Origin of the sequence: Corynebacterium sp. HMSC05D08, from assembly GCF_001807215.1 — a bacterium.
GTDB lineage: Bacteria > Actinomycetota > Actinomycetes > Mycobacteriales > Mycobacteriaceae > Corynebacterium > Corynebacterium striatum.
In genome coordinates, this window is the sequence record NZ_KV788292.1 from 87,805 (window position 1) to 108,813 (window position 21,009).

General features: G+C 58.6%; 18 protein-coding genes. 11 read left to right on the forward strand and 7 right to left on the reverse strand.

Annotation, left to right across the window (positions count from 1 at the left end):
• Positions 1 to 111: 111 nt before the first annotated feature.
• From HMPREF3148_RS01200 to HMPREF3148_RS01220, 5 genes are all read left to right on the forward strand, one after another.
• The gene (locus tag HMPREF3148_RS01200) at positions 112 to 1,743 is read left to right on the forward strand and encodes an ABC-F family ATP-binding cassette domain-containing protein (protein WP_005531582.1); all 1,632 of its coding nucleotides are present in this window, start codon (positions 112 to 114) and stop codon (positions 1,741 to 1,743) included.
• 144 nt (positions 1,744 to 1,887) lie between these two features.
• Positions 1,888 to 2,826: a nucleoside hydrolase gene (locus HMPREF3148_RS01205; RefSeq protein WP_070508570.1), complete on the forward strand. Its 939-nt coding sequence runs from the start codon at positions 1,888 to 1,890 to the stop codon at positions 2,824 to 2,826.
• Positions 2,827 to 2,917: 91 nt separating this feature from the next.
• Positions 2,918 to 3,664, forward strand: coding sequence for a glycosyl transferase family 9 (locus tag HMPREF3148_RS01210; RefSeq protein WP_070508571.1), 747 nt, complete (start codon positions 2,918 to 2,920; stop codon positions 3,662 to 3,664).
• Positions 3,664 to 4,347: an energy-coupling factor transporter transmembrane component T family protein gene (locus tag HMPREF3148_RS01215; protein WP_070508572.1), complete on the forward strand. Its 684-nt coding sequence runs from the start codon at positions 3,664 to 3,666 to the stop codon at positions 4,345 to 4,347. Before HMPREF3148_RS01210 ends, HMPREF3148_RS01215 begins: the two co-directional genes overlap by 1 nt.
• Positions 4,338 to 5,402, forward strand: coding sequence for an ATP-binding cassette domain-containing protein (locus HMPREF3148_RS01220; RefSeq protein ID WP_083287673.1), 1,065 nt, complete (start codon positions 4,338 to 4,340; stop codon positions 5,400 to 5,402). The genes HMPREF3148_RS01215 and HMPREF3148_RS01220 overlap by 10 nt, the downstream gene beginning before the upstream one ends.
• A gap of 85 nt (positions 5,403 to 5,487) precedes the next feature.
• Here the strand turns inward: HMPREF3148_RS01220 and HMPREF3148_RS01225 are convergent, their stop codons facing one another.
• Positions 5,488 to 6,852 carry a PFL family protein gene (locus tag HMPREF3148_RS01225; RefSeq protein ID WP_046645964.1) on the reverse strand — a complete coding sequence of 455 codons (1,365 nt, stop codon included), beginning with the start codon at positions 6,850 to 6,852 and terminating at the stop codon, positions 5,488 to 5,490.
• A gap of 2 nt (positions 6,853 to 6,854) precedes the next feature.
• Positions 6,855 to 7,124 carry an ACT domain-containing protein gene (locus tag HMPREF3148_RS01230; protein WP_005531569.1) on the reverse strand — a complete coding sequence of 90 codons (270 nt, stop codon included), beginning with the start codon at positions 7,122 to 7,124 and terminating at the stop codon, positions 6,855 to 6,857.
• 87 nt (positions 7,125 to 7,211) lie between these two features.
• On the opposite strand from HMPREF3148_RS01230, the gene HMPREF3148_RS01235 reads away from it, so the two are divergent.
• Complete coding sequence (locus HMPREF3148_RS01235) at positions 7,212 to 7,877, forward strand: NAD(P)H-binding protein (protein WP_070508573.1); 666 nt, start codon at positions 7,212 to 7,214, stop codon at positions 7,875 to 7,877.
• A 2-nt stretch (positions 7,878 to 7,879) separates the two neighbouring features.
• On the opposite strand, the gene HMPREF3148_RS01240 is transcribed toward HMPREF3148_RS01235, so the two are convergent.
• Positions 7,880 to 8,470: a TetR/AcrR family transcriptional regulator gene (locus HMPREF3148_RS01240; RefSeq protein WP_049062392.1), complete on the reverse strand. Its 591-nt coding sequence runs from the start codon at positions 8,468 to 8,470 to the stop codon at positions 7,880 to 7,882.
• Positions 8,471 to 8,615: 145 nt separating this feature from the next.
• Positions 8,616 to 11,432 (reverse strand): aconitate hydratase, encoded by a 2,817-nt coding sequence (can, locus tag HMPREF3148_RS01245; RefSeq protein ID WP_204083554.1) that lies wholly within the window; start codon positions 11,430 to 11,432, stop codon positions 8,616 to 8,618.
• 381 nt (positions 11,433 to 11,813) lie between these two features.
• Between can and HMPREF3148_RS01250 the strand changes: the two genes are divergently transcribed.
• The 3 genes from HMPREF3148_RS01250 (at position 11,814) to HMPREF3148_RS01260 (ending at position 16,903) form a co-directional block, all read left to right on the forward strand.
• On the forward strand, positions 11,814 to 12,287 hold the full coding sequence (locus HMPREF3148_RS01250; RefSeq protein ID WP_070508574.1) for an Rv1476 family membrane protein: 474 nt from the start codon (positions 11,814 to 11,816) through the stop codon (positions 12,285 to 12,287).
• A 1,604-nt stretch (positions 12,288 to 13,891) separates the two neighbouring features.
• The gene (locus tag HMPREF3148_RS01255; RefSeq protein WP_070508575.1) at positions 13,892 to 15,781 is read left to right on the forward strand and encodes a DIP1281 family NlpC/P60 protein; all 1,890 of its coding nucleotides are present in this window, start codon (positions 13,892 to 13,894) and stop codon (positions 15,779 to 15,781) included.
• 30 nt (positions 15,782 to 15,811) lie between these two features.
• On the forward strand, positions 15,812 to 16,903 hold the full coding sequence (locus tag HMPREF3148_RS01260) for a ferrochelatase (RefSeq protein ID WP_070508576.1): 1,092 nt from the start codon (positions 15,812 to 15,814) through the stop codon (positions 16,901 to 16,903).
• 41 nt (positions 16,904 to 16,944) lie between these two features.
• Here the strand turns inward: HMPREF3148_RS01260 and HMPREF3148_RS01265 are convergent, their stop codons facing one another.
• Positions 16,945 to 17,712: a hypothetical protein gene (locus tag HMPREF3148_RS01265; protein ID WP_049062397.1), complete on the reverse strand. Its 768-nt coding sequence runs from the start codon at positions 17,710 to 17,712 to the stop codon at positions 16,945 to 16,947.
• Positions 17,713 to 17,745: 33 nt separating this feature from the next.
• Here HMPREF3148_RS01265 and HMPREF3148_RS01270 point away from each other — a divergent pair, with 33 nt between their 5' ends.
• Entirely contained in the window at positions 17,746 to 18,588 is an 843-nt protein-coding gene (locus HMPREF3148_RS01270) for a DUF3097 domain-containing protein (protein WP_046645968.1), read from the forward strand.
• On the opposite strand, the gene HMPREF3148_RS01275 is transcribed toward HMPREF3148_RS01270, so the two are convergent.
• Positions 18,585 to 19,160: a hypothetical protein gene (locus HMPREF3148_RS01275; protein WP_005531549.1), complete on the reverse strand. Its 576-nt coding sequence runs from the start codon at positions 19,158 to 19,160 to the stop codon at positions 18,585 to 18,587. The two genes, HMPREF3148_RS01270 and HMPREF3148_RS01275, sit on opposite strands and share 4 nt — an antisense overlap.
• Before the next feature lie 98 nt (positions 19,161 to 19,258).
• Positions 19,259 to 19,975, reverse strand: a complete 717-nt coding sequence (locus HMPREF3148_RS01280; protein WP_049151699.1) for a TVP38/TMEM64 family protein — start codon at positions 19,973 to 19,975, stop codon at positions 19,259 to 19,261.
• A 184-nt stretch (positions 19,976 to 20,159) separates the two neighbouring features.
• Here HMPREF3148_RS01280 and HMPREF3148_RS01285 point away from each other — a divergent pair, with 184 nt between their 5' ends.
• On the forward strand, positions 20,160 to 20,834 hold the full coding sequence (locus HMPREF3148_RS01285) for a DedA family protein (protein ID WP_236081470.1): 675 nt from the start codon (positions 20,160 to 20,162) through the stop codon (positions 20,832 to 20,834).
• Positions 20,835 to 21,009: the final 175 nt, after the last annotated feature.

Genomic DNA, 21,009 nt, shown 5'->3' on the forward strand with positions numbered 1-21,009 from the left:
AAACTTCCACATCCTGATATGTCCCGCTGCCGAATGGCCGCGGGACTCTTCTTGTTTTCTGGTTTTGGCTCAGCTATGACCTGTTAGCGCCGGTTGATAGACTGATTCCTCGTGATTGTGACCAATGATTTCGAGGTGCGCGTGGGCGCACGTACGCTTCTCGACGCTCCCGGCCAGCACCTGCGAGTGCAGCCGGGCGACCGCATCGGGCTGGTCGGACGCAACGGTGCCGGCAAGACCACCACGATGCGCATCCTGGCAGGGGAGACCGAGCCCTATGGCGGCTCTGTCACGCGTTCCGGCCCCATTGGTTACCTGCCACAGGACTCCCGCGAAGGCAATATCGAGATCACCGCTCGTGAGCGCGTTCTCTCCGCCCGCGGTTTGGACGAGATCAAGCGCCGTATGGCAAAGCAGCAGGAGCTGATGGAGACTGCCACGGATGAGAAGTTCCGCGACAAAGCCATCCGCAAGTATTCCCGCCTGGAGGAGGAGTACCACGCTCTTGGCGGATACGAAGCCGACGCCGAGTGTGCGCAGATTTGCGACAACTTAGGATTGCCGCAGCGCATCCTTGACCAGCAGTTGAAGACTCTCTCCGGCGGTCAGCGCCGCCGCGTGGAGCTCGCACAGATCCTCTTCGCAGCGTCGGCTGGCTCGGGCAAATCCCAGACCACCTTGCTGTTGGATGAGCCGACTAACCACTTGGATGCTGACTCCATTACGTGGCTGCGCGGCTTCTTGTCCAAGCACGAGGGCGGCCTCATCATGATCTCCCACGATGTGGACCTCCTTGAGGCTGTGTGCAACAAGATCTGGTTCCTTGATGCGGTGCGCGCCGAGGCCGACATTTACAACATGGGATTCAAGAAGTACCTGGATGCGCGCGCTACCGACGAAGCTCGCCGCCGACGTGAGCGCGCCAATGCGGAGAAGAAGGCTTCGGCCCTGCAGAAGCAGGCTGCCAAACTCGGCGCGAAGGCCACCAAGGCGGCCGCTGCCAAGCAGATGCTTGCCCGCGCGGACCGCATGATGAACCAACTGGACGAAGTGCGCGTGGCCGACAAGGTCGCGCACATTAAGTTCCCTGAGCCCGCGCCGTGCGGCAAGACCCCGCTGAACGCTAAGGGTCTTACCAAGATGTACGGTTCCTTGGAAGTCTTTGCCGGCGTCGATCTCGCCATCGACAAGGGCTCCCGCGTGGTTGTTCTCGGTTACAACGGCGCTGGTAAGACCACGTTGCTGAAGCTGCTTGCGGGAGTAGAACGCACCGACGGTGAGGGCGGCATTGTTTCCGGCCATGGTCTGCGTATCGGCTACTTCGCGCAAGAGCACGACAACATCGACGCGAAAAAGACCGTGTGGGAGAACACCATTGAAGCTTGCCCGGACGCAGGCCAACAGGATCTCCGCGGCCTCCTCGGTGCCTTTATGTTCTCCGGCGACAAGCTGGAGCAACCCGCCGGTACCTTATCCGGTGGTGAGAAGACCCGCCTTTCGCTGGCAACCCTGGTGTCCTCGCGCGCAAACGTCTTGCTGCTGGATGAGCCGACCAACAACCTGGACCCGCAGTCTCGTGAGCAGGTGCTCGACGCACTTTCCACCTACACCGGCGCCGTCGTGTTGGTTACACACGACCCCGGTGCGGTCAAGGCGCTGAAGCCCGAGCGCGTCATCATCATGCCTGATGGCGATGAGGATCTATGGAACGACGAATACATGGAGATTGTTGAGCTGGCCTAAACATTGCAGTGTCGGACCAGATTGTGTTCATGGACGCAGGACGTATCGTAGAGACCGGCGAGCCCAATGCGTTCTTTAACAACCCGCAGACGGAGCGCGCCCAGAAATTCCTCGATAACCTCGTCTTTTAGGAGTCTTTAGCCGATGACCACGCCCCGCATCCTGCTTGATTGCGATCCCGGAATTGATGACGCCCTTGCCCTCATTTATCTCGCGGCGCTTCACCACGTTGGCGAGATTGAACTCGTTGGTGTCACCACGACGGCCGGCAACATCGACGTCGACACCACTGCTCGCAACGCGGCGTTCATTCTCAGCGAATGCGGGCTAGGGGAGATTCCCGTGGCACCCGGCCACCCAGTTCCCTTGAAGGTTCCACTGGTAACGACCCCGGAAACCCATGGCCCAGCTGGCCTGGGCTACGTCACTGCCCCAGACTGGCACTCCGATTACAACTGGCGGGACCTGTGGGACAACTCTGTTGAACAGGGCGTGCAGCTCATCGTCACCGGTCCGCTCACCAATGCAGCGCTAGCCGGGGTGAGCAAGTTCAGCCAGATGACGGTGATGGGCGGCGCAGTAAACTACCGCGGCAACACCACGCCCACAGCGGAGTGGAACTTCTGGGTAGACCCGCATGCCGCAAAGCAGGTCTTTGCCGCCTTGCGCGAAAGCGACAGCCAAGCGACGCTGTGCTCACTGGAAGTGACCGAGCAGTTTCTCATCGCGCCGCCGCGCTTGGAGCGACTCATCGCGGAGCTTGGCGAGCATCCGGTGGCCCGCCACCTTCCAGAGATCCTGCGCTTCTATTTCGAGTTCCATCAAGAGCAAGGGGAAGGCTACCAGGCTCAAATCCATGACCTGCTCACCTGCATGATCGCGCTCGGCAAGGTGGATTACCTTAAGCACGCCACCACCGTGGACGTGGAGGCTGAGTCGCAGTTGCTGCGCGGAACATCCGTAGCGGACCTACGGGGACATTGGGATGCACAGGCCAACGCACACGTGGTGACCGCCGTAGATATCGTAGGCGCGCACGCAGAGCTCACCCGTGCGGCCGGGATTTTGGCTCGTCGCGTTTAGTGCGCTTATTATTGATGGGCTGCCCGAGGTGACATAGGGCAGAATTTTGCCAACACTTTGTACATCTACTACTTCCCAAAGTGAAAGTTTCATGTCACAGATCTCTTTAACGCCAGCCCGCAAAGGCCTGGTAATCGCCGGTGCGCTCATCGTCGTAGCCACCTGGATCTATCTCGTTTTGGTCCGTCCGACTTCCTGGGAGTCCGTCGCGGGCTCCACTGAAGCACTCATCACCTTGGTCGGCTACTTGCTCGGTGCCACCTTGCTGCTTGCAGGCGCGCTGCCAGCGCTTCCCGCCCGAACCATCGCAATCATCCCTGTCGCGTTGGTCCTCAACATCGTCGTCGGCGAGATCATCGGTTCCATTGGTGTACCGCTCTACATCGACTCCGTGGGTACCATCCTCGTCGCCGCCATTGCCGGCCCTATCGCTGGCCTGGCCACGGGTACTTTATCCTCCGTGGTGTGGGGTCTTCTCAACCCGGCAGCCCTGCCATTTGCGGCTGTATCGGCTGCGACTGGTTTCCTTGCGGGTTGGGCGATCAACAAGGGTGCCTTCAAGAAGTGGTGGTCCGTCATTTTTTCCGGCGCCATCATCGGAATCATCTCCGGCATGCTGGCCGCGCCCGTCGCAGCATTCGTTTACGGCGGCACCGCTGGCCTGGGAACGGGCGCCGTGGTCTCGCTCTTCCGCGAGCTCGGTAACTCGCTTATCGCTTCGGTGACCCTGCAGTCCTTCATCTCCGATCCGCTCGATAAGGCCATCGTCTTCCTCATCGTGTGGGCAGCAATCAAGGCACTGCCGAAGCGCACCCTCGAAAGCCTGCGCCCGCGTTAATGATTCACCCAGCCACTGTTTTTAGCGCCGCAGCCTCCACCTGGTTTCTCATCGTGGCCGTCAACTCACCCCTGCTCAATGCGGCTGTGCTCATCATGTGGCTCATACTTGGCACCATCGCATCACGCTCGATAGCGGTGGTCGCCACCACCACGGTGCTTGCCCTTCCCGCCGCGGCATCGATGGTGCTCATTCACGCGCCCTACGGCACTGACCGTATATTCCCATTGCTCACCAGTGATGGCCTGCTTCTTTCAGGCCAACTTTCCCTACGTTTCGCCGCCTTGATGGGCTGTATCGTGGCGGCTGCCGCCATGGTTAAGGTCAGCGACGTCGCCAAGTGGCTCCAAGCCTCCCGCCTCGGCCACAAAGCTGCCTACGTGGTGGGTGCCTCCCTTCAATCCCTGCCCGAGGGTGCGCGCGCCATCGCCGCGGTACGCGAAGCCAACCGCCTCAGCGGCGTGAAGGTTTCCATACGCAACGTTGCCTCCCGCGTCATCATCCCGGTCATCGCACGACTGCTCACTCAGGGTGCGCAGCGGGGCCAGGCCTTAACTGCGATCGGATTCGACAGACCAGGCCGGCGCACAGTTTTGGTCCCCGTTCCAGACAGCCTGGCTCAGCGCATCGTCCGGTGGGCACTGCCCATCATCAGTGTTCTTGGAGTATTGCTATGGATCTAGTTCCAGGAACAAGCAAGACCATCCGCGTGGGCTTTAGCGAAAACGCCGACGACGTTGCGCATCAACTCGCAGAGATTTTGGATGTTGACACGGTAATCGGCGCCGATGCGGCAGCACACGTCTCTCTCCTGCGCGAGACAGTCAGGGAAGAACTAGCGCTTGCGTTGGAACACCTTGGGATGGATCCGCAGGACATGGAATCCAGGGTAGAGCAGGCGCTATGCGACGTCGCCCTCGACGGCACGCGCAAACCCTCCGGCCTGTCTGGTGGTCAAACACGCCGGCTTGCGCTCGCGCAGGTCGCGATAGCTGAGCCACCCGTGCTCATCGTGGTCGAGCCGTGGGCAGGCCTCGATCCCGATTCACGCGAGCGCATCGCCAGCTATCTCGGAACGCTGAAGGAAACCGCGGTCATCCTCGTTGAACATGACACCAGCGCAGACGGCATTCTAGACCTTGCCCGCGTGGCTCCGACTTCGGAAAGCGTCACTATATCCCAGTTGCGCGCCAAGCGCGGTGCGAAACCCAGGCGCTGGTGGCACCTCAAAGCTCCGGAATCCAGCACTTTTGAGGTTGGCCCGGTGGACTTGAAGCTGCGGCCTGGAGGAGTGCTGTGGCTGCGTGGCGGAAACGGTTCAGGCAAGACCACGTTGCTGCGCGCAGCCGCTGGCCTCGACAGCGATGAACCCGCCCATCCCAGCATCGCGATGGCGCTGCAATCGCCCATGGACCAGGTGCTCGAATCCACCATTGGGGCGTGGGTGCAGGAGCCAGATCTCATACCTGGCCTACCTCTAGAAGAGCATCCTTTGGACGTCTCGGCTTCGCAATTGCGGGTCGCGCAGGTCGCGCACGCGGTGGCACTGCGCCGCAGTATTCTCATTCTTGATGAGCCGGACACGCTTCTCGACGCCCGTGGCAGAGTGATGGTCCATCGTCTCATTCACAACGCGCTTTCCGCATCGGCGTCAATAGTATTGACCTGCCACGATCCCGCGTTTGTGGCCGAGGTCGCCTCCTACGCAACGGTAGACGAAATGAATCTAGCGAACTGACGCGGCGCCCGAAACCTCATGGATGAGAATCCGTGGAGCACGGGCAATGGTGAAGGGTGAAACCTTCACCATTACTCACTCGCTTCTAATTGCGGAAGCCATGGACCGGTGCGGGGATGAAGCCGCCGCGATTGACAAACGTGGAGTTGCCCACGGTGTTGACCGGGATTACCGGAGCGTATCCGAGCAGGCCACCGAAGTTGACTTCGTCGCCAATCTTGGCCCCTGGGACTGGAATAACGCGGACCGCGGTGGTCTTATGGTTCATCACACCGATGGCGGCTTCATCAGCAATCATGCCGGCAATCGTTGCCGCAGAGGTATCGCCAGGAAGCGCAATCATGTCGAAGCCGACTGAGCAGATTGCGGTCATGGCTTCCAGCTTGTCCATGGAAATGGCACCGGAACGCACTGCGTCGATCATGCCCTTGTCCTCAGAGACAGGGATGAAGGAACCCGAAAGGCCGCCGACGCGGGAGCATGCCATCATGCCGCCCTTCTTCACGGCGTCGTTAAGCAGTGCCAATGCGGCTGTCGTGCCATGAGTACCGACCTGGTCAAGGCCCATGTGCTCCAGGATGTGTGCCACGGAATCGCCGAGCTCGGCGGTTGGTGCCAGGGAAAGGTCAATGATGCCGAAGGGAACGCCAAGGCGCTCGGAGGCCATGTTGCCCACGAGCTGACCTGCACGCGTGATCTTAAACGCGGCCTTCTTGACCTCCTCGGCAACCTGATCCAGGGTGGCACCCTCGAGGTTGCCCAACGCACGGTCAACTACGCCGGGGCCGGAAACGCCCACGGAAACCACGCAATCCGGTTCCTCGATGCCGTGGAAGGCACCCGCCATGAACGGGTTGTCGCCCACGGAGTTTGCAAAGACCACCAGCTTGGCACAGGCGATCGCCGACTGATACTTGGTCAGCTCTGCGGCCTCCTTGATGACCTCGCCCATGCGCTTGGCGGCATTCATGTTGATGCCCGCGCGTGAGGACGCGATATTTACGGAGGAGCACACGAGCTCCGTGGTGGACAGGGCCTCAGGGATCGAATTAATGAGCTTCTTTTCCGCGGTGGTAGCGCCCTTTTCCACGAGAGCAGAATAACCACCGACGAAGTTAACGCCGGTCTCAGCCGCGGCGCGATCGAGTGCCTTGGCCACCTCAACGGGGTTTCCTTCGACGCCTGCGACGATGAGCGATACCGGCGTGACGGAGATGCGCTTATTAACGATCGGAATGCCGAGCTCCGCCTCGATGCCCTCGCACACCTCAACCAGGTGCTTTGCGCGTTCAGTCACCAGGTCATATACCGCCTGGGCAGTCGCATCCATGGATGAACGCGTACATCCCAGCAAGGAGATACCCATTGTCACCGTGCGGATGTCGAGACGGTACTTGTCGATCATCTCGATCGTGTCGAGAATACTTACGGTATTAAAACGATTGAGCATATTTAGATCTCATTCATCGCTGTAAACAGCGCCTCAGACTGTACGCGGATGGACTGGTTAATGTCTTCGCCCACCTTATTCATGCGCTCTTGAATCTGTTGGATCGATACCTCAGATTCATCAAATTCCACGCGCAGAATCATGGTGAAAAAACCGGACATGAGTGTCTGCGAAACGTCGACAATATTCACCCCGAGCTCAGCGAGGTTAGTAGTTACAGAAGCAATAATTCCGGTGCTATCAGCGCCGGTCACAGTCATGATGGCAATCATGGAGTTGATTCTAGTGCTTCTCACCTCTTAATTGTCTGACGGCCAATAAACGGGGCCAAGCTCACAGTTAGCGTAGGGTGGGGCGTCATGACCACAGTTAAGAAAGTTTTGTACATCGGCGGACACGGCAAGATCGGTCTGCTCTCCGCACCTCTTATTTCTGAGAAGGGTTACGAGATTCACTCACTGGTCCGCAACCCCGACCAAGCCCCAGAGATCGAGAAACTCGGCGCCACCCCAGTCATCAAGGACATCACTGAGCTCAGCGTTGACGAGTGGGCAGATTTGCTCACGCTTTACGACGTCGTGGTTTGGGGCGCCGGAAACGGCGGCCGCGGGGGAGCAGAGCTCACAACTGCTGTGGATCGCGATGGCGCGCTTGCCACGATCGACGCACTCGAGCAGCTCAAAGCAGCTGGCAAGCCCACCCCGAAGTACGTGATGATCTCCTATGTTGGCGCGACCCACAATACTGCTAACCCTGACGACACATCCTGGTACGCCTACGTCGAGGCCAAGAAGGCAGTGGACAATCGCCTCAATGCCTCACAGCTCGACTACCTCATCCTTGGCCCTTCCGCCTTGAGTGATGAACCCGCAGAAGGCATCGAGGTTCTCGAGTCGCCGTCCACGGAAAAGGAGACCAGCCGCGAGCTCGTGGCACAGGTTGTGGCCGAGATCGTGGGACGCGATGAGTTCCCGAACACCCCGTTGGAGTTCTACAACGGCACCAACCCGGTCTCTAGCATCTAGGTTCAGCTTGGTGTAGAAGCTTGCTTTCTCGGACGGCTGCCGCGGATAGATTGCTCGACCAAGGCCAGAACCGCCTCTAGGTTCGCGGTATCACCTAGTGCAAGACGGTTGATGAAACCATCCATGAAGGTCTCCAAATAAAGCACCAACGTGTCAATGGAGACGTCGTCACGCATGCGCCCTTGCTCGGCGTTGCTCTCCAAACGTGCACGCACCGCCCGATCCAAGACTTCCTGCTGGTCGCGCCAACGCATGGCAAAGGAGGGATCGGTGCGGAGCATGGAAGTCACCTCGAGGCGAGTGGCCAGCCAATCATGGCGCTCTGGGTGGCGAAGCATTTCGCTCATCACCTCAACCAGACCGTTGTTTGCAACGACTTCAGCCTGGCGAGCGGCGTCTTCCTGGGCCAGTGCCAAAAATAGGGACTCTTTGTCACCGAAGTGGTGGAAAATCGCACCACGCGACTTTCCCGTAGCTTCTTCGAGAAGGCGCACGGTTGCGCCCTCATAGCCATGCTCGGCAAAACACTTTCGGGCACCTACCAAGATTTCGTGACGACGTCGGTTGAGCTCAGAATCGCTCACGATAGGCATGGAAGTCTCCTCAAAAGTGCAATAAGAATAATCAAAATAAGATAAAGGAGGGCCGCACGGCGAAAGCCGGCGGCCCATAAGCGGAGGCGGCTGCCTTCTACCAAATACTTGCTAGCAGGAAGCCATCCTCCGAGAGGCAGTCCGATTAGGACTTGACCATCTGGCGCAGAACGTACTGCAGAATGCCGCCGTGGCGGTAGTAGTCAGCCTCACCTGGGGTGTCGATGCGGACCTTAGCGTCGAACTCGACGGTCTCGCCGGACTCCTTGGTTGCGGTGACGTGAACGGTCTTCGGGATACCGCCCTCGTTGAGAGCTGCGATGCCCTCGATGTCGAAGGACTCGGTGCCGTCCAGGCCCAGGGACTCGTGGGACTCGCCCTCTGGGAACTGCAGCGGAATGACGCCCATGCCGATGAGGTTCGAGCGGTGAATACGCTCGAAGGACTCGGTGATGACAGCCTTCACGCCGAGCAGGTTGGTGCCCTTGGCAGCCCAGTCACGGGAAGAACCGGTGCCGTACTCCTTACCTGCAATAACAACCAGCGGGATGCCAGCTGCCTTGTAGTTCTGGCAAGCATCGAAGATGAATGCCTGAGGAGCGCCTTCCTGGGTGAAGTCGCGGGTGTAGCCACCTGCAACGTCAACCAGCTGGTTCTGCAGACGAATGTTGGCGAAGGTACCACGCATCATGACCTCGTGGTTACCACGACGGGAACCGAGGGAGTTGTAGTCCTGACGCTCAACGCCGTTCTCATCCAGGTACTGAGCAGCTGGGGTGCCTGGCTTAATGGAAGAGGCAGGGGAGATGTGGTCGGTGGTGACGGAGTCGCCCAGCTTGGCAAGAACGCGAGCGCCCTTGATGTCCTCGACTGGGTTTGGCTCTGCTGGCATACCGTCGAAGTACGGTGCCTTGCGGATGTAGGTGGAGTCCTCGTTCCACTCGAAGGTTTCGCCCTCCGGAACATCGAGGGAGCGCCATGCGTCGTCGCCCTTGAAGACGTCAGCGTAGTCAGCCTCGTAGAGCTCACGGGAGATAGCCTTCTGGATAGTGTCCTCGATCTCCTCGGCGGAAGGCCAGATGTCCTTGAGGAAGACATCGTTGCCGTCCTGATCCTGGCCAAGAGCCTGGGTCTCGAAGTCGAAGTCCATGGTGCCAGCAATAGCGTAAGCGATAACCATGATTGGGGAAGCCAAGTAGTTCATCTTGACGTCCGGGGAGATACGACCCTCGAAGTTACGGTTACCGGAAAGAACCGCGGTAGCAGCAAGGTCGTGCTCGTTGATAGCTGCAGAGATCTCCTCTGGCAGCGGGCCAGAGTTACCGATGCAGGAGGTGCAACCGAAGCCGGAGAGGTAGAAGCCCAGAGCCTCAAGGTCCTTCCACAGGTCTGCACGCTGGAAGTAGCCATCAACAACCTGGGAACCAGGTGCGCAAATGGTCTTAACCCATGGCTTGGAGGTTAGGCCCTTTTCGGCAGCCTTACGGGCGATGAGGCCAGCGCCGACCATGACGGAGGGGTTAGAGGTGTTGGTGCAAGAGGTAATGGAAGCGATAGCAACCATACCGTGGTCCAGGGTGTACTCGCCGCCCTTCGGGGAGGTGACGGTAACCGGGTTGGACTGACGGCCGGAGCCGCCCTTAGCTGCGGACTCGCCGTGGCCTTCGCGGGAGTTGTTCAGGCCACCGGTGACGTCGACGAAGGACTCGTCAGCGTCGCCTTCAGCGGTCATGCGCTTTGCCTCAATGGAAGACTCGTCAACGACGACGTCGCCAGTTGCGTAGGTAGGCAGATCCTTACGGAACTGCTCCTTAGCCTCGGAGAGCAGGATGCGATCCTGTGGGCGCTTCGGACCAGCGATGGAAGGAACAACGGTGGACAGATCGAGCTCGAGGTACTCGGAGTACTCTGCCTCTGGAGCATCCTGCTCGAGCCACATGCCCTGAGCCTTTGCGTAAGCCTCGACGCGCTCGATCTGCTCGATTGGGCGACCGGTGAGCTCGAGGTACTTGATGGTCTCTTCGTCGATCGGGAAGATCGCAGCGGTAGAACCGAACTCTGGGGACATGTTGCCGATGGTGGCGCGGTTTGCCAGAGGAATGGACTTAACACCGTTGCCATAGAACTCGACGAACTTCTGAACTACGCCGTGCTCGCGGAGCATCTCGGTGATGGTCAGAACGACGTCGGTTGCAGTAACGCCTACCGGGATCTCGCCGGTCAGCTTGAAGCCAACAACGCGCGGGATGAGCATGGAAACCGGCTGGCCGAGCATTGCTGCCTCAGCCTCGATGCCGCCAACGCCCCAACCGAGGATGCCGAGGCCGTTCTCCATGGTGGTGTGGGAGTCGGTACCGATACAGGTATCTGGGTAGGCAACGCCCTCGTTATCGAAGACAACGCGGGAGAGGTACTCGATGTTGACCTGGTGGACAATACCGGTTCCTGGAGGAACTACGCGGAAGTTGGAGAAGTTCTCAGCACCCCAACGCAGGAACTGGTAACGCTCCTGATTGCGCTCGTACTCGATTTCAACGTTCTTCTCGAGAGCCTCAGGGGAGCCGAAAGCCTCAACGATGACGGAGTGGTCAATAACCATCTCAGCCGGGTTGAGCGGGTTAACCTGCTCTGGCTTGCCGCCGAGTGCGGAAACTGCCTCACGCATGGTGGCGAGGTCGACCACACACGGAACGCCGGTGAAGTCCTGCATCAGGACGCGGGCCGGGGTGAACTGAATCTCAGTGTCCGGCTCAGCGGACGGATCCCAGTTAGCGAGTGCGTTGATGTGGTCCTTGGTTACATTCTTGCCATCCTCGTAGCGCAGCTGGTTCTCAGCAAGCACCTTAAGGGAGTACGGCAGCTTCTCCAGGCCTGGAACCGCGTTGATGTCGAAGTAGTCGTAGGACTTACCGTTGACATCAAGGGTCTTCTTGGCGCCGAAGGAGTTCAGGCTTTCAGTCACAGGGAGCTCCATTCCTTGTTGATAGAACAAATTGTTCCTTGCTTCTAGCCCTACCCGAACTGGAGCGCTTTAGCCCGCACCCTATACATCTATATATAAGGAACGAAACAAGCGCTGAATTTCAGGCACTAGAAGCGAGAAGAACGCGAAGGTTCAGAAACCAGTCTAATGGTTCAAACCGACGACCGTGTTAACTATAACAGTACGAGCGTTCTGTTTCATCATTTTAGGGGGACCGGCGCGTCACCCACCGAAATTTGGGCGCCGAGCGATAGTTTCAGTAACAACAATCAAGCCACCGTGGGCGGCAGACCCAAGTAGCTCACAGCAGGCCCACTGGAGAATTCAGGAAAACGATCGACATAGGGGAGGGCAATCGCAATGATCCCAGAAGACGTCGACTTAGCAAACCTTTCCGACCAACTCAGTCAGGACGGCGTAGCTTTTAGCAATCCCCACATCGCCAATGATCTAGAAATCCAGGAAGAGATCATTAAATCCCTCCATCCAGATCACGGCATCGCCGTAGTGGACAGTTTTTCGGCTAGTGCGGCTGATGCACGCGACATTGCACAAGATCTCCAGTCGGCGACTGGGCTCGATACTGTCATCGTTCAGACGCCGACTCACATCTCGGCCGTAAGCGATTCACTGACTCGGGCAAGTATCGAAGCCGCCGAGCGAGCCATACCGAAGGGTCTCGATCAGACCTCCGTGTTGGAGCAGTTCTATTCCGGAACCGATCACTTCACCGTTCACTGGATGGCGATCATAGCCCTCGCTTTAGCCCTCGCCGGCGTCGCGGGATGGTCCGCCTATCGCGCGGCGAGCGCTACGCGGACGGCAATAAATTAGCCGCGAGGCATCTCAGAAAGAGACACCGCAGGATGTTTAAAGCGGCTTAGTTTTGTTCGAAAAAATATAACACTAACCCGATTCGGACAGCCCTACGAGCACCCCTCACGAGACTCGGCCGACGCCTCCCATACTCATCCCGACGAGCAATCCACACGCCGAAACCAGTCCGGGAAACACACTTGAAAACGGCCCCAAAAATCCCCAACTTTTAAGGCTCGAACTACGCCCGGAACCCGATAGCCCTGTTACCAAGAGGGGTTCAACTTGAACTCCGAACCGCGATTCACGGCACCGGAGACGTCTGCGAAATCGGTCATCAGGCCGACCACCGCGCCCGCAAAGAGGGCAGTGGGGAAGGGGTTTGGTCAACCACCCTGACTTGATAGGAGGTGGGGGAGGGGTGCGGAAGGGGCCTTAAGTGGCCAGTCAAGCCTTAGATGTGGCCAAAGTCACAGTCATGGGAATGTAACAAAATCGTTGCAGGTTGACCGCCGGTGTAACGCCCTGTGGCCCAGCGGGACGCATGTGAATTTTGAGCAAAGTGTGCGCCAGGGTGTGTCGGTGACGTATGGTTCCAGTATCGACTCACGGGTTGATTCTTGTTCCATACGTTCATGGGCCAAGCCTTGACTCTCAATCGAGTAGACACACGGGTATGTGGGGAAGCACGCCTCGAGTGGAAGCAGAAGGATTGAGGATCGCCGCCTGGTTCAGGAGGACGCAATGGAAGCTTCTTGATTGTTCGGCAATCGCATTCATTGGCTTAGGCCAACTCGAACAAAGCGATACAGGCGTGTCGCCAGATTTTCGAACACAGCGGAAGCGACAAGTTCAATCCCACGTAGCCGATTACAGTGTTCGAATTTTTCAAAATTAAAACACCCACATTCCGATTGGGGACTAGCGTCGCGCTCTTTCCCTGTCGCCGCCTTTTCGGGCATCGGTCGATGGAGACTATCGACGGGTTCTCGCTAAGGGGACGGCAGTACTGAGCCACAGCGAGTCACTCGTTAGGGTTCGCTTCGTGCGGCCCGTTCAAGGTTCGTGGCCGCAAGACGGACAGCCCTCTCAGTGACACAAGGTGTCACGGTGTCGCGGCGTCCGGGAGGCCATGGACTTTAGAGCGGTTCATACGATTCGACGGCGAGGATGACGCGTAATGCAGTCCCGCGTTTGTCATAGCTATAGGCCACCTAATGGGAGGACTATCGAATAGGACAGGCGCCTTGAAGCTCATCGCGCGGCACCGCGGCGCAGAGTCTTCCTTCACGCACTTTCACTTATGGCTGATGTGCTCGACAGCACCCTCTACTTTTATATCCGGCGCCAGGTACTCCTGGACGGTTGCGTAGAGAGCGCTGCGCTTGACGACGTCGATTTTTCCTGACTTTGTGCGAATTAGTCAGGGGAGAAGGGTCCATAGACCACGACATGTTCGTCCTCGAGACCCATTAGTCCCGGGCATACCTATGCCAATTGCAACAAAGTTCCTGCTCCTCAACGGGTAGCAGCTGGCAGCTGCATAGGTTCTGAACGGGCATATCTAGGTGAGATGCGAGTCGACAATCCAGGATTACGTGGGCGTCTAGGAGATACCTCTCGTGGCCACCACCTTCAAGTTTGGCTCTAGGCGTCTGAAGACGCTTCTAGCTACCGTCGCAACTACTGCGGCGTTGTCAACCGTTTCCACCATGACTCCCGCTGTTGCTCAGGAAGCAGCACCGGTAGACATCCAGTCCCTGCTGTCCTCTGATAACCCATCAATTGCGGACCTCGCCGGCGCCATCGCTTCCATCGAGGAGCAGGTTGCCAAAATTGAGGCCGAGATCGGCCTTCGTCGCGAGGACGTCAACCGCGCGCTCGTTGATCTCCAGGATGCGCGTACCGAAGCCGAGCAAGCACGCCGCGGCACGACCACGGCACGCGGCGAACTCAACACCGCACAGTCCGACGTTGAACGGGCCCAGGCCAAGCTCAACGAACTGTCGCGTACTGCTTATCGCCGCGCCAACACCTCCGATGCAGTATCTGCAGCAGCAGGCAACGACGCACGCGGAGACATGCTCGAGCGTCAGTCCTACTTGCGGACCCAAACCAAGGATCAGCAAGCAATCTTGGATCAGCTGGAGCGGGAGCGCACGGAAAAGGCGAACAAGGAATCGCAGCTTCGCAAAACCCAGCAGTTGGCCGAGCAGCGCGAAGAGCGCGCTACTGAGGCCGAGGCAGCTGCACGTCGAACTCTGGAAGACAGCGCTTCCCAGGTCGAAAAATTCTCGTCCCAGCGCGAAGCGCTCATGCAGCAGCACGCCGAGGTTCAAAAGGCGCTAAATCAAGCCAAAGGGCTGGATTCAAGCGAACAAACCGATTCCAATAATGAAGAAAACGTCAAGCCAAATAGCTTGACCGAAGGTGCGGCAAACCAGTCGACTGGTGAGCAATCCACCGACTCTCAGACCGCTCCCCAGACTCCTGGAGCAACCCCCCAGGCTGCGGCCCCGGAGTCTGCACAATCGGCCACCGAGTCGGCGAACGAGTCTGCTGCCCAGCCAGGCACACAGTCTGCAACCGAATCCGCCACCACGGCGGCATCCCAGGAGCAGCCAACTGCAGGGGCATCGGATGACAACAGCGGTTTTACTTCCGAGGAAACGGTAGAGCGTGAGTTCCACGCTGAGAAGTCCGGCAACCAGCTTTCTGCGAGCGACGTTCGGAAGGCTGCTCAAGCGGCCCAAGAGTTGTCCTCTGATCCAAACGTGCAGAAGCTCTCTTCTGACGGAATTTCCATGCAAGGTTCTTCCTTGGATTCCGGCTCACTGAAACTTGCAGCCACCGCTATTGGTGCGGCGGCAGCCATTGTTGGCGCCGCACAGCCTAACCACACTGGCTTAACCCAGGAAGAGCTCGACGCTTTCGCGCAGGGCTCTTCCCAGCTGGCCGCACTGCAAGGCTCCGGCAACACGAACACCGCCGACGACTCCCTGACGGGCGCCGTCTCGGATGTCCTGGGTGGGTTGAAAACCACTGACGATGTCACAGAGGAAGCGACGAACGTTCTGGGCAATGCTGACCGTAACTCAAAGATTGAAGCGGTTATCGCTCGCGCCCAGTCCCAGATCGGAGTTCCTTATGCGTGGGGCGGCGGTGACGCGAATGGCCCAACCAAGGGCATCCGCGACGGCGGTGTTGCCGACTCTTACGGCGATTACAACAAGGTCGGCTTCGACTGTTCTGGCCTGACGCTCTACGCCTTCGCCGGCGCGGGCATTTCGCTTCCGCACTACTCCGGATACCAGTACCAGAAGGGCACCCAGGTCCCAGCTAGCCAAATGCAGCGCGGCGACCTTATCTTCTACGGACCTGGCGGCAGCCAGCACGTAGCTATCTATCTTGGCGACGGCACCATGATTGAGGCCCCTCAGTCTGGATCCAACGTTCAGATTTCTCCTGTGCGCCAATCCGGCATGGCCCCTAACGTCGTGCGCCTCCTCTAAGCCCCAGCCTTTGGTTGGTAAAGTTGGGGTATGACTGACGCACAACAGCATGCCCGCAGCTTCGACGCCCTCCTCGTTCTTTCTTTCGGTGGCCCGGAAGGAAACGAGGAGGTCGTTCCGTTTTTAGAGAATGTCACCCGCGGGCGGGGCATTCCACGCGAGCGCCTAGAAGTCGTAGGCGAGCACTATTTCCACTTCGGCGGAGTAAGTCCGCTGAATCAACTCAATCGCGAGATCATCGAGCATGTCGAGACGGAGCTCAAAAAACGCGGACATAATCTACCGATCTACTTCGGAAACCGTAACTGGCACCCCTTTGGAAAAGAAGCGGTTGAGCAGATGGCCGCAGACGGCGTCCGCAACGTAGCCGTCCTCGCCACCTCCGCTTGGGGCGGATACTCCGCGTGCCGCCAGTACGACGAGGACATCGTCAAGCTGCGGGCACACCTCGAGGAGAAGGGCCTTCCGCAGATCGAATTCACCAAGATCCGCCAATTCTTCGATCACCCCAAGTTCATCGGCGAAATGGCGCAGGCCGTCAAGGACGCCTATGCAAAGATCCCCGAGGGTAAGCAAGCGCGCATGCTGTTTACTGCCCACTCCGTACCCACCGCGCACGACAATGTCGGTGGTGGAGAAGGGGACAAGAACATCTACTCCCGCCAGGTCGCCGAGGCCTCGCGTCTCGTTGCCGAGGCCGCAGGTATCACCGATTATGACCTAGTTTGGCAGTCTCGTTCGGGCAGCCCGAAGACCCCTTGGCTCGAGCCGGACATTGTCGATCACACCACTGAAATCCATGAGAAGAACGGCGTCGACGCAGTGGTCGTCTGCCCAATTGGGTTCATTTCCGACCACATGGAGGTCGTATGGGACCTCGACACCGAGCTTCAGCAGGCTGCCGACGAAATGGGAGTAATCGTGGAGCGCACCCGCACCGCGGGCCCCACCGATGCCTTCTCGTCGATGGTTGTCGATCTCATCGAGGAGCTGGAGCAAGAAAAGCCATGGGAGTCCCTAGGCGATGTCACCGTTCAGGGCTGCACCGTCAACGGCGCACCTTGCGCTGAAGGCTGCTGCGACATTTGGTCGCTTCGCAAGCCGACAGCCGCTGCCAAGTAGCATCCACCCTTAGAAGCATTGCCCGTTGAAGCCTTCCGGTTTCAGCGGGCAAAGTCAGTTAACGCATAGGACACACCCGCCATGCGAGCCTGCCTAATATGTCGCCACAGTGCCAAAAGATGATGGTCGAGGCTGTGGTCAGCCATTCGCTCGGTCACCGTTTCGATGATTGCGCCGACGCGATCCGCACGGGCAAACAATTTCGCAGCGCGCGGTGGCACCGATTCCGGCAAGCCAGGAGTGTCGTAGAAGTCACTGAGGGACCCCACGGCAAGACGCGGATTATGTAGCGCATCTGTGGAATAACCGCCGGCCTCGATGAGAGTGGCGGCCTGGTTGGTCGCCTGGCTCAGCAATGCGTCGGCCTCGCCGGGGCTTAACCACGAGGGTGCGGGCAGTGGAAGAGTCTCTTCATAGAGCTTCCAGCTGGTACTGGTGTTGCCATAGTGGGGGATGAGAACTAAGTGACGGCTTGTATCATTGGTGCGCACCACGATTGCGCCCTCAGCGCTTTCCGACGCCGCCTTCCACGACTCCGAACCCGCCGGCAATGCCGGTGACTCACCAGGGCCCGAGAGGATGAGCCTAAAGACGGGCTCGCGCTGCTGCGCCTCGATGAGTTCTGAAGTTTCGGCTCGCAAGGTTGAAAGGAGCTCGATGAAGGGCTCCTCATTTTCCATCGTCTGCATCCCTCCGAGCTCTTGCAGCACATCCAGAAGATCATCTGTCGACTCATATCCCCACAGCCATGCTCCCAACCAGACGGCAGTATTTTGTAAAGGAGACCAAACCTCGGCGCGCATATCCATGGCCAGAAAGTTTAATGGATAGACTTTCTCCCCATGAGTATCGATCCATATGGCGGCGACATTTTTGCAGGTCACAAACGGACACAGAAGAAGGAGTATCCCAAGGTCCCAGCCGAGCCGGGGCTCGTCGTGGAAGTCCGCGGCGACGACTTTGTTGGCGCGGTGATGGGAGTCGACAAGACCGTCTATGGCCCCGTGGTCCGCCTCGAGGATCGGCGAGGCAATGAGCGTGTCTTCAATTTGGTCGAAGGTGGTTTTCTCCTCGAAGGCCAGCCTGTCACACTGACGCGTTATGTGGAAAAGCAGGCTCCGCAAAAGTCCAACTCCGGCTCGCGCCGCGTTAGCAACGTTGAGGCCAAGGTTGCTGCGCCCTCGCGCATCTGGGTCGAGGGTATCCACGACGCAGCTATCGTAGAGAAGGTCTGGGGTCACGACCTGCGAGTAGAAGGCGTTGTTGTCGAGTACCTCGAAGGCCTCGACAACCTCGAGGAGCGACTCGCCGAATTCCAGCCAGGTCCTGGTCGCAGGGTCGGAGTTCTGGCGGATCACTTAGTAGAGGGGTCCAAAGAAACTCGACTAACGCAGACAGTAGGAGAGCACGTACTCGTCACCGGCCACCCGTTCATCGACATTTGGGCTGCGGTAAAGCCCGAGCGGCTAGGCCTGCGGGCATGGCCCGAGGTTCCCTACGGGGAAGACTGGAAGACTGGAATCTGTCAGCGGGTGGGCTGGTCCGACCCGAAGGAGGGCTGGAGCCGTGTCTACACTGCTGTGAATTCCTTCCGCGACCTCGACTCCACTCTCATCGGTGCGGTGGAAAGACTCGTCGACTTCGTCACCACGCCAGAGCTTACGAAGGCTGATCTGGGTTACTAAGAGGGAGTGTTGGCGCGCTCGATGACGTGTACTGCAAGTTGCCAGCCAGCCATCTCAGCAGCCCAACCGGCAGCTTGCAGGCGCTGCGACATCGCTTGCTTAGAGATTCCCAGCTCTTCAGCTGCTTCGTTCTGGTTGAGACCCGCGCGAACTAGCGACGTCGCCTCGCGGCCTTCCATGGTGCGCTTGTGGAGGACAAAGCCGAGAAGCGCAAAGGTTGCGGCAATGTCGGCGGCTTCGGAAGCGCGACCACGCTTGCTTACTTTGGCGTAGACCTGTCCCGCGCGGGCCGATCCCTTAAGTGCGCCGGTGGCGACCTCACGCGCTGCTTCTTCGTCGCCAGTCAAACCTGGAGAGACTCCGATGCCGATGGCCCAGTCGCCGTCGGCAAGCAATGCCATGACAACGTCGCATACTGAAGACGCTGAGTAAGCAACTGCACAGATGTCCTCAACGCCGAGGACCTGGAACTCGCCGACGCCGTCCAATGTTGACAGCGCGGAAGCAGAGCGCTGAACCAATTCAGCGCGGCGAACCGAACGGCCGCGGTAACGTGCGTGTACAGCGAGCATGCTGTCTCCTCAAATAGTGCAACGAGTAGCTGTTTGCGCTTCAGCATAGTCGCCAAAATCTATATATGAAACTTGACCCCGCGCCTCCGGCGGAGGATTTAAGGACGTTGCGGCAGTTTGGAGTCTAGGACTAATCCGCCGATACCCAAGACCGCGAGAATGGCCATGGCAACGAAAAGCCACGGTTCGGATTTGCCGGTGAGGGCGTCGCCGAAGAATACACCTAGGGCAGTGGTGGGAATCGAACCGATCAGTGTCGCAAGCGTAAATTGCCCGACGGGGATGGGCGTCAATGCGGCTACATAGTTGAGGATGGAGAAGGGGACACCGGCCACCATTCTGAGGCTGGCGATAGCGAGCCACCCGCGCCTTTCCAGCCGCGAATTGATCTTGAAGACAGCAGGGTGGGAGAGGTGAGGTCGGATCCAGTCACCGAGGAGCCAGCGAACCAGCAGGAGCGAAATCATCGCCGAGAGCGTCAAAGCGAGGAGAGATAGGCCGAGGCCGACCCAAGCCCCGAACAGGACGCCAGCCGCCACGGTCCAAATGGTGCGGGGCAGCGGAAACTGCGTAAATATGACATAACCTAGAACAAAGGCAACGACGAACCAGGGCCCAAGGCCCTCCGCCCAGGAACGTAGGTCGGCGATGTCGGGGACGTCGACAAGCAATGCTGCGACCACAATGGCGATGATCGCTCCTAGAGCCATCGCCCACCGGGTCATCGACCAACTGCGGATGGCTGAAAGCGCGGACTTGGACAGTTCCGCGAGAAAGGCTCCGAAAGTGCGCAGCCATCCTAGAAATTGGGTCATAGGCTAAAACAGTAGCGCTCGGAACTTGCGATGTGGAATTGGGTTACCTGTGGCTAGGCTGTGTTGATCACGACAATTTGCAGTGAAATCGCACGTCAAGCTAGGAGATGGGCGAGCTGCAGACGATACTAGAAGGCGGTTACTCGCGCTGCGGCCTGCAGCGCCTTATTTTTTGGAGAATCGAGTGGACACAATTTCCAATCTCTTGTCCTATATGGACGCCGCAACCCTTTTGGAAGCCTTTGGCCCTTGGGTTATTGCCGGCATTGGCATCGTCGTGTTTATTGAGTCCGGCGTGCTATTCCCGTTCCTACCGGGCGACTCACTGCTGGTTACCGCAGCTATCCTGCGTGAGCAGCTGGATGTCAATATTTGGACGCTGCTTGCTGTAGGAATTGTTGCGGCCATTTTGGGTGACCAGGTGGGTTACTACCTGGGACACCGATTCGGCCGTCGACTCTTCAAGGACGACGCGAAGGTTCTTAAGACCGAGCACTTGCAGTCGGCTGAGGAATTCTTTGAGAAGCACGGCCCAGTAGCCTTGGTCTTGGGCCGCTTTGTGCCGATTGTACGCACCTTTATCCCAGTTGCTGCCGGTACTGCGGAAATGCCGTACAAGAACTTCGTGGGATGGAACGTCTCTGGCGCAATTGCCTGGGTGCTCTCCATGAATCTGGTTGGTGTGTTCTTGGGTAACATTCCGGGCATCGCAGATTCTATCGAGAAGATCATGCTGCTGATTATTGGCTTGTCTGTTCTCCCGATCGTGGTGAAGTACGTCTTGGACCGTTTCAAGGCGACCAAGGAGCCGAAGGTAGCAGCGCTCAATCCTGATGCCGCGGAGCCTGAGACCGTTTAAAGCAACATTGAAGCCGTAGGGCCGCCAGCACCAGCAAAATTCAGCGCCTGTTCCCAAGCTTGGGGATGGGCGCTTTCTTTGTGGCGGCCGCCCGGTGCAGTGATGCGCTGTGGCGGTGCGATGTGCGTAGTTGACAACGAAAGCGTCAGTTTTGCGTTCACAGAGGCTCTCGTTG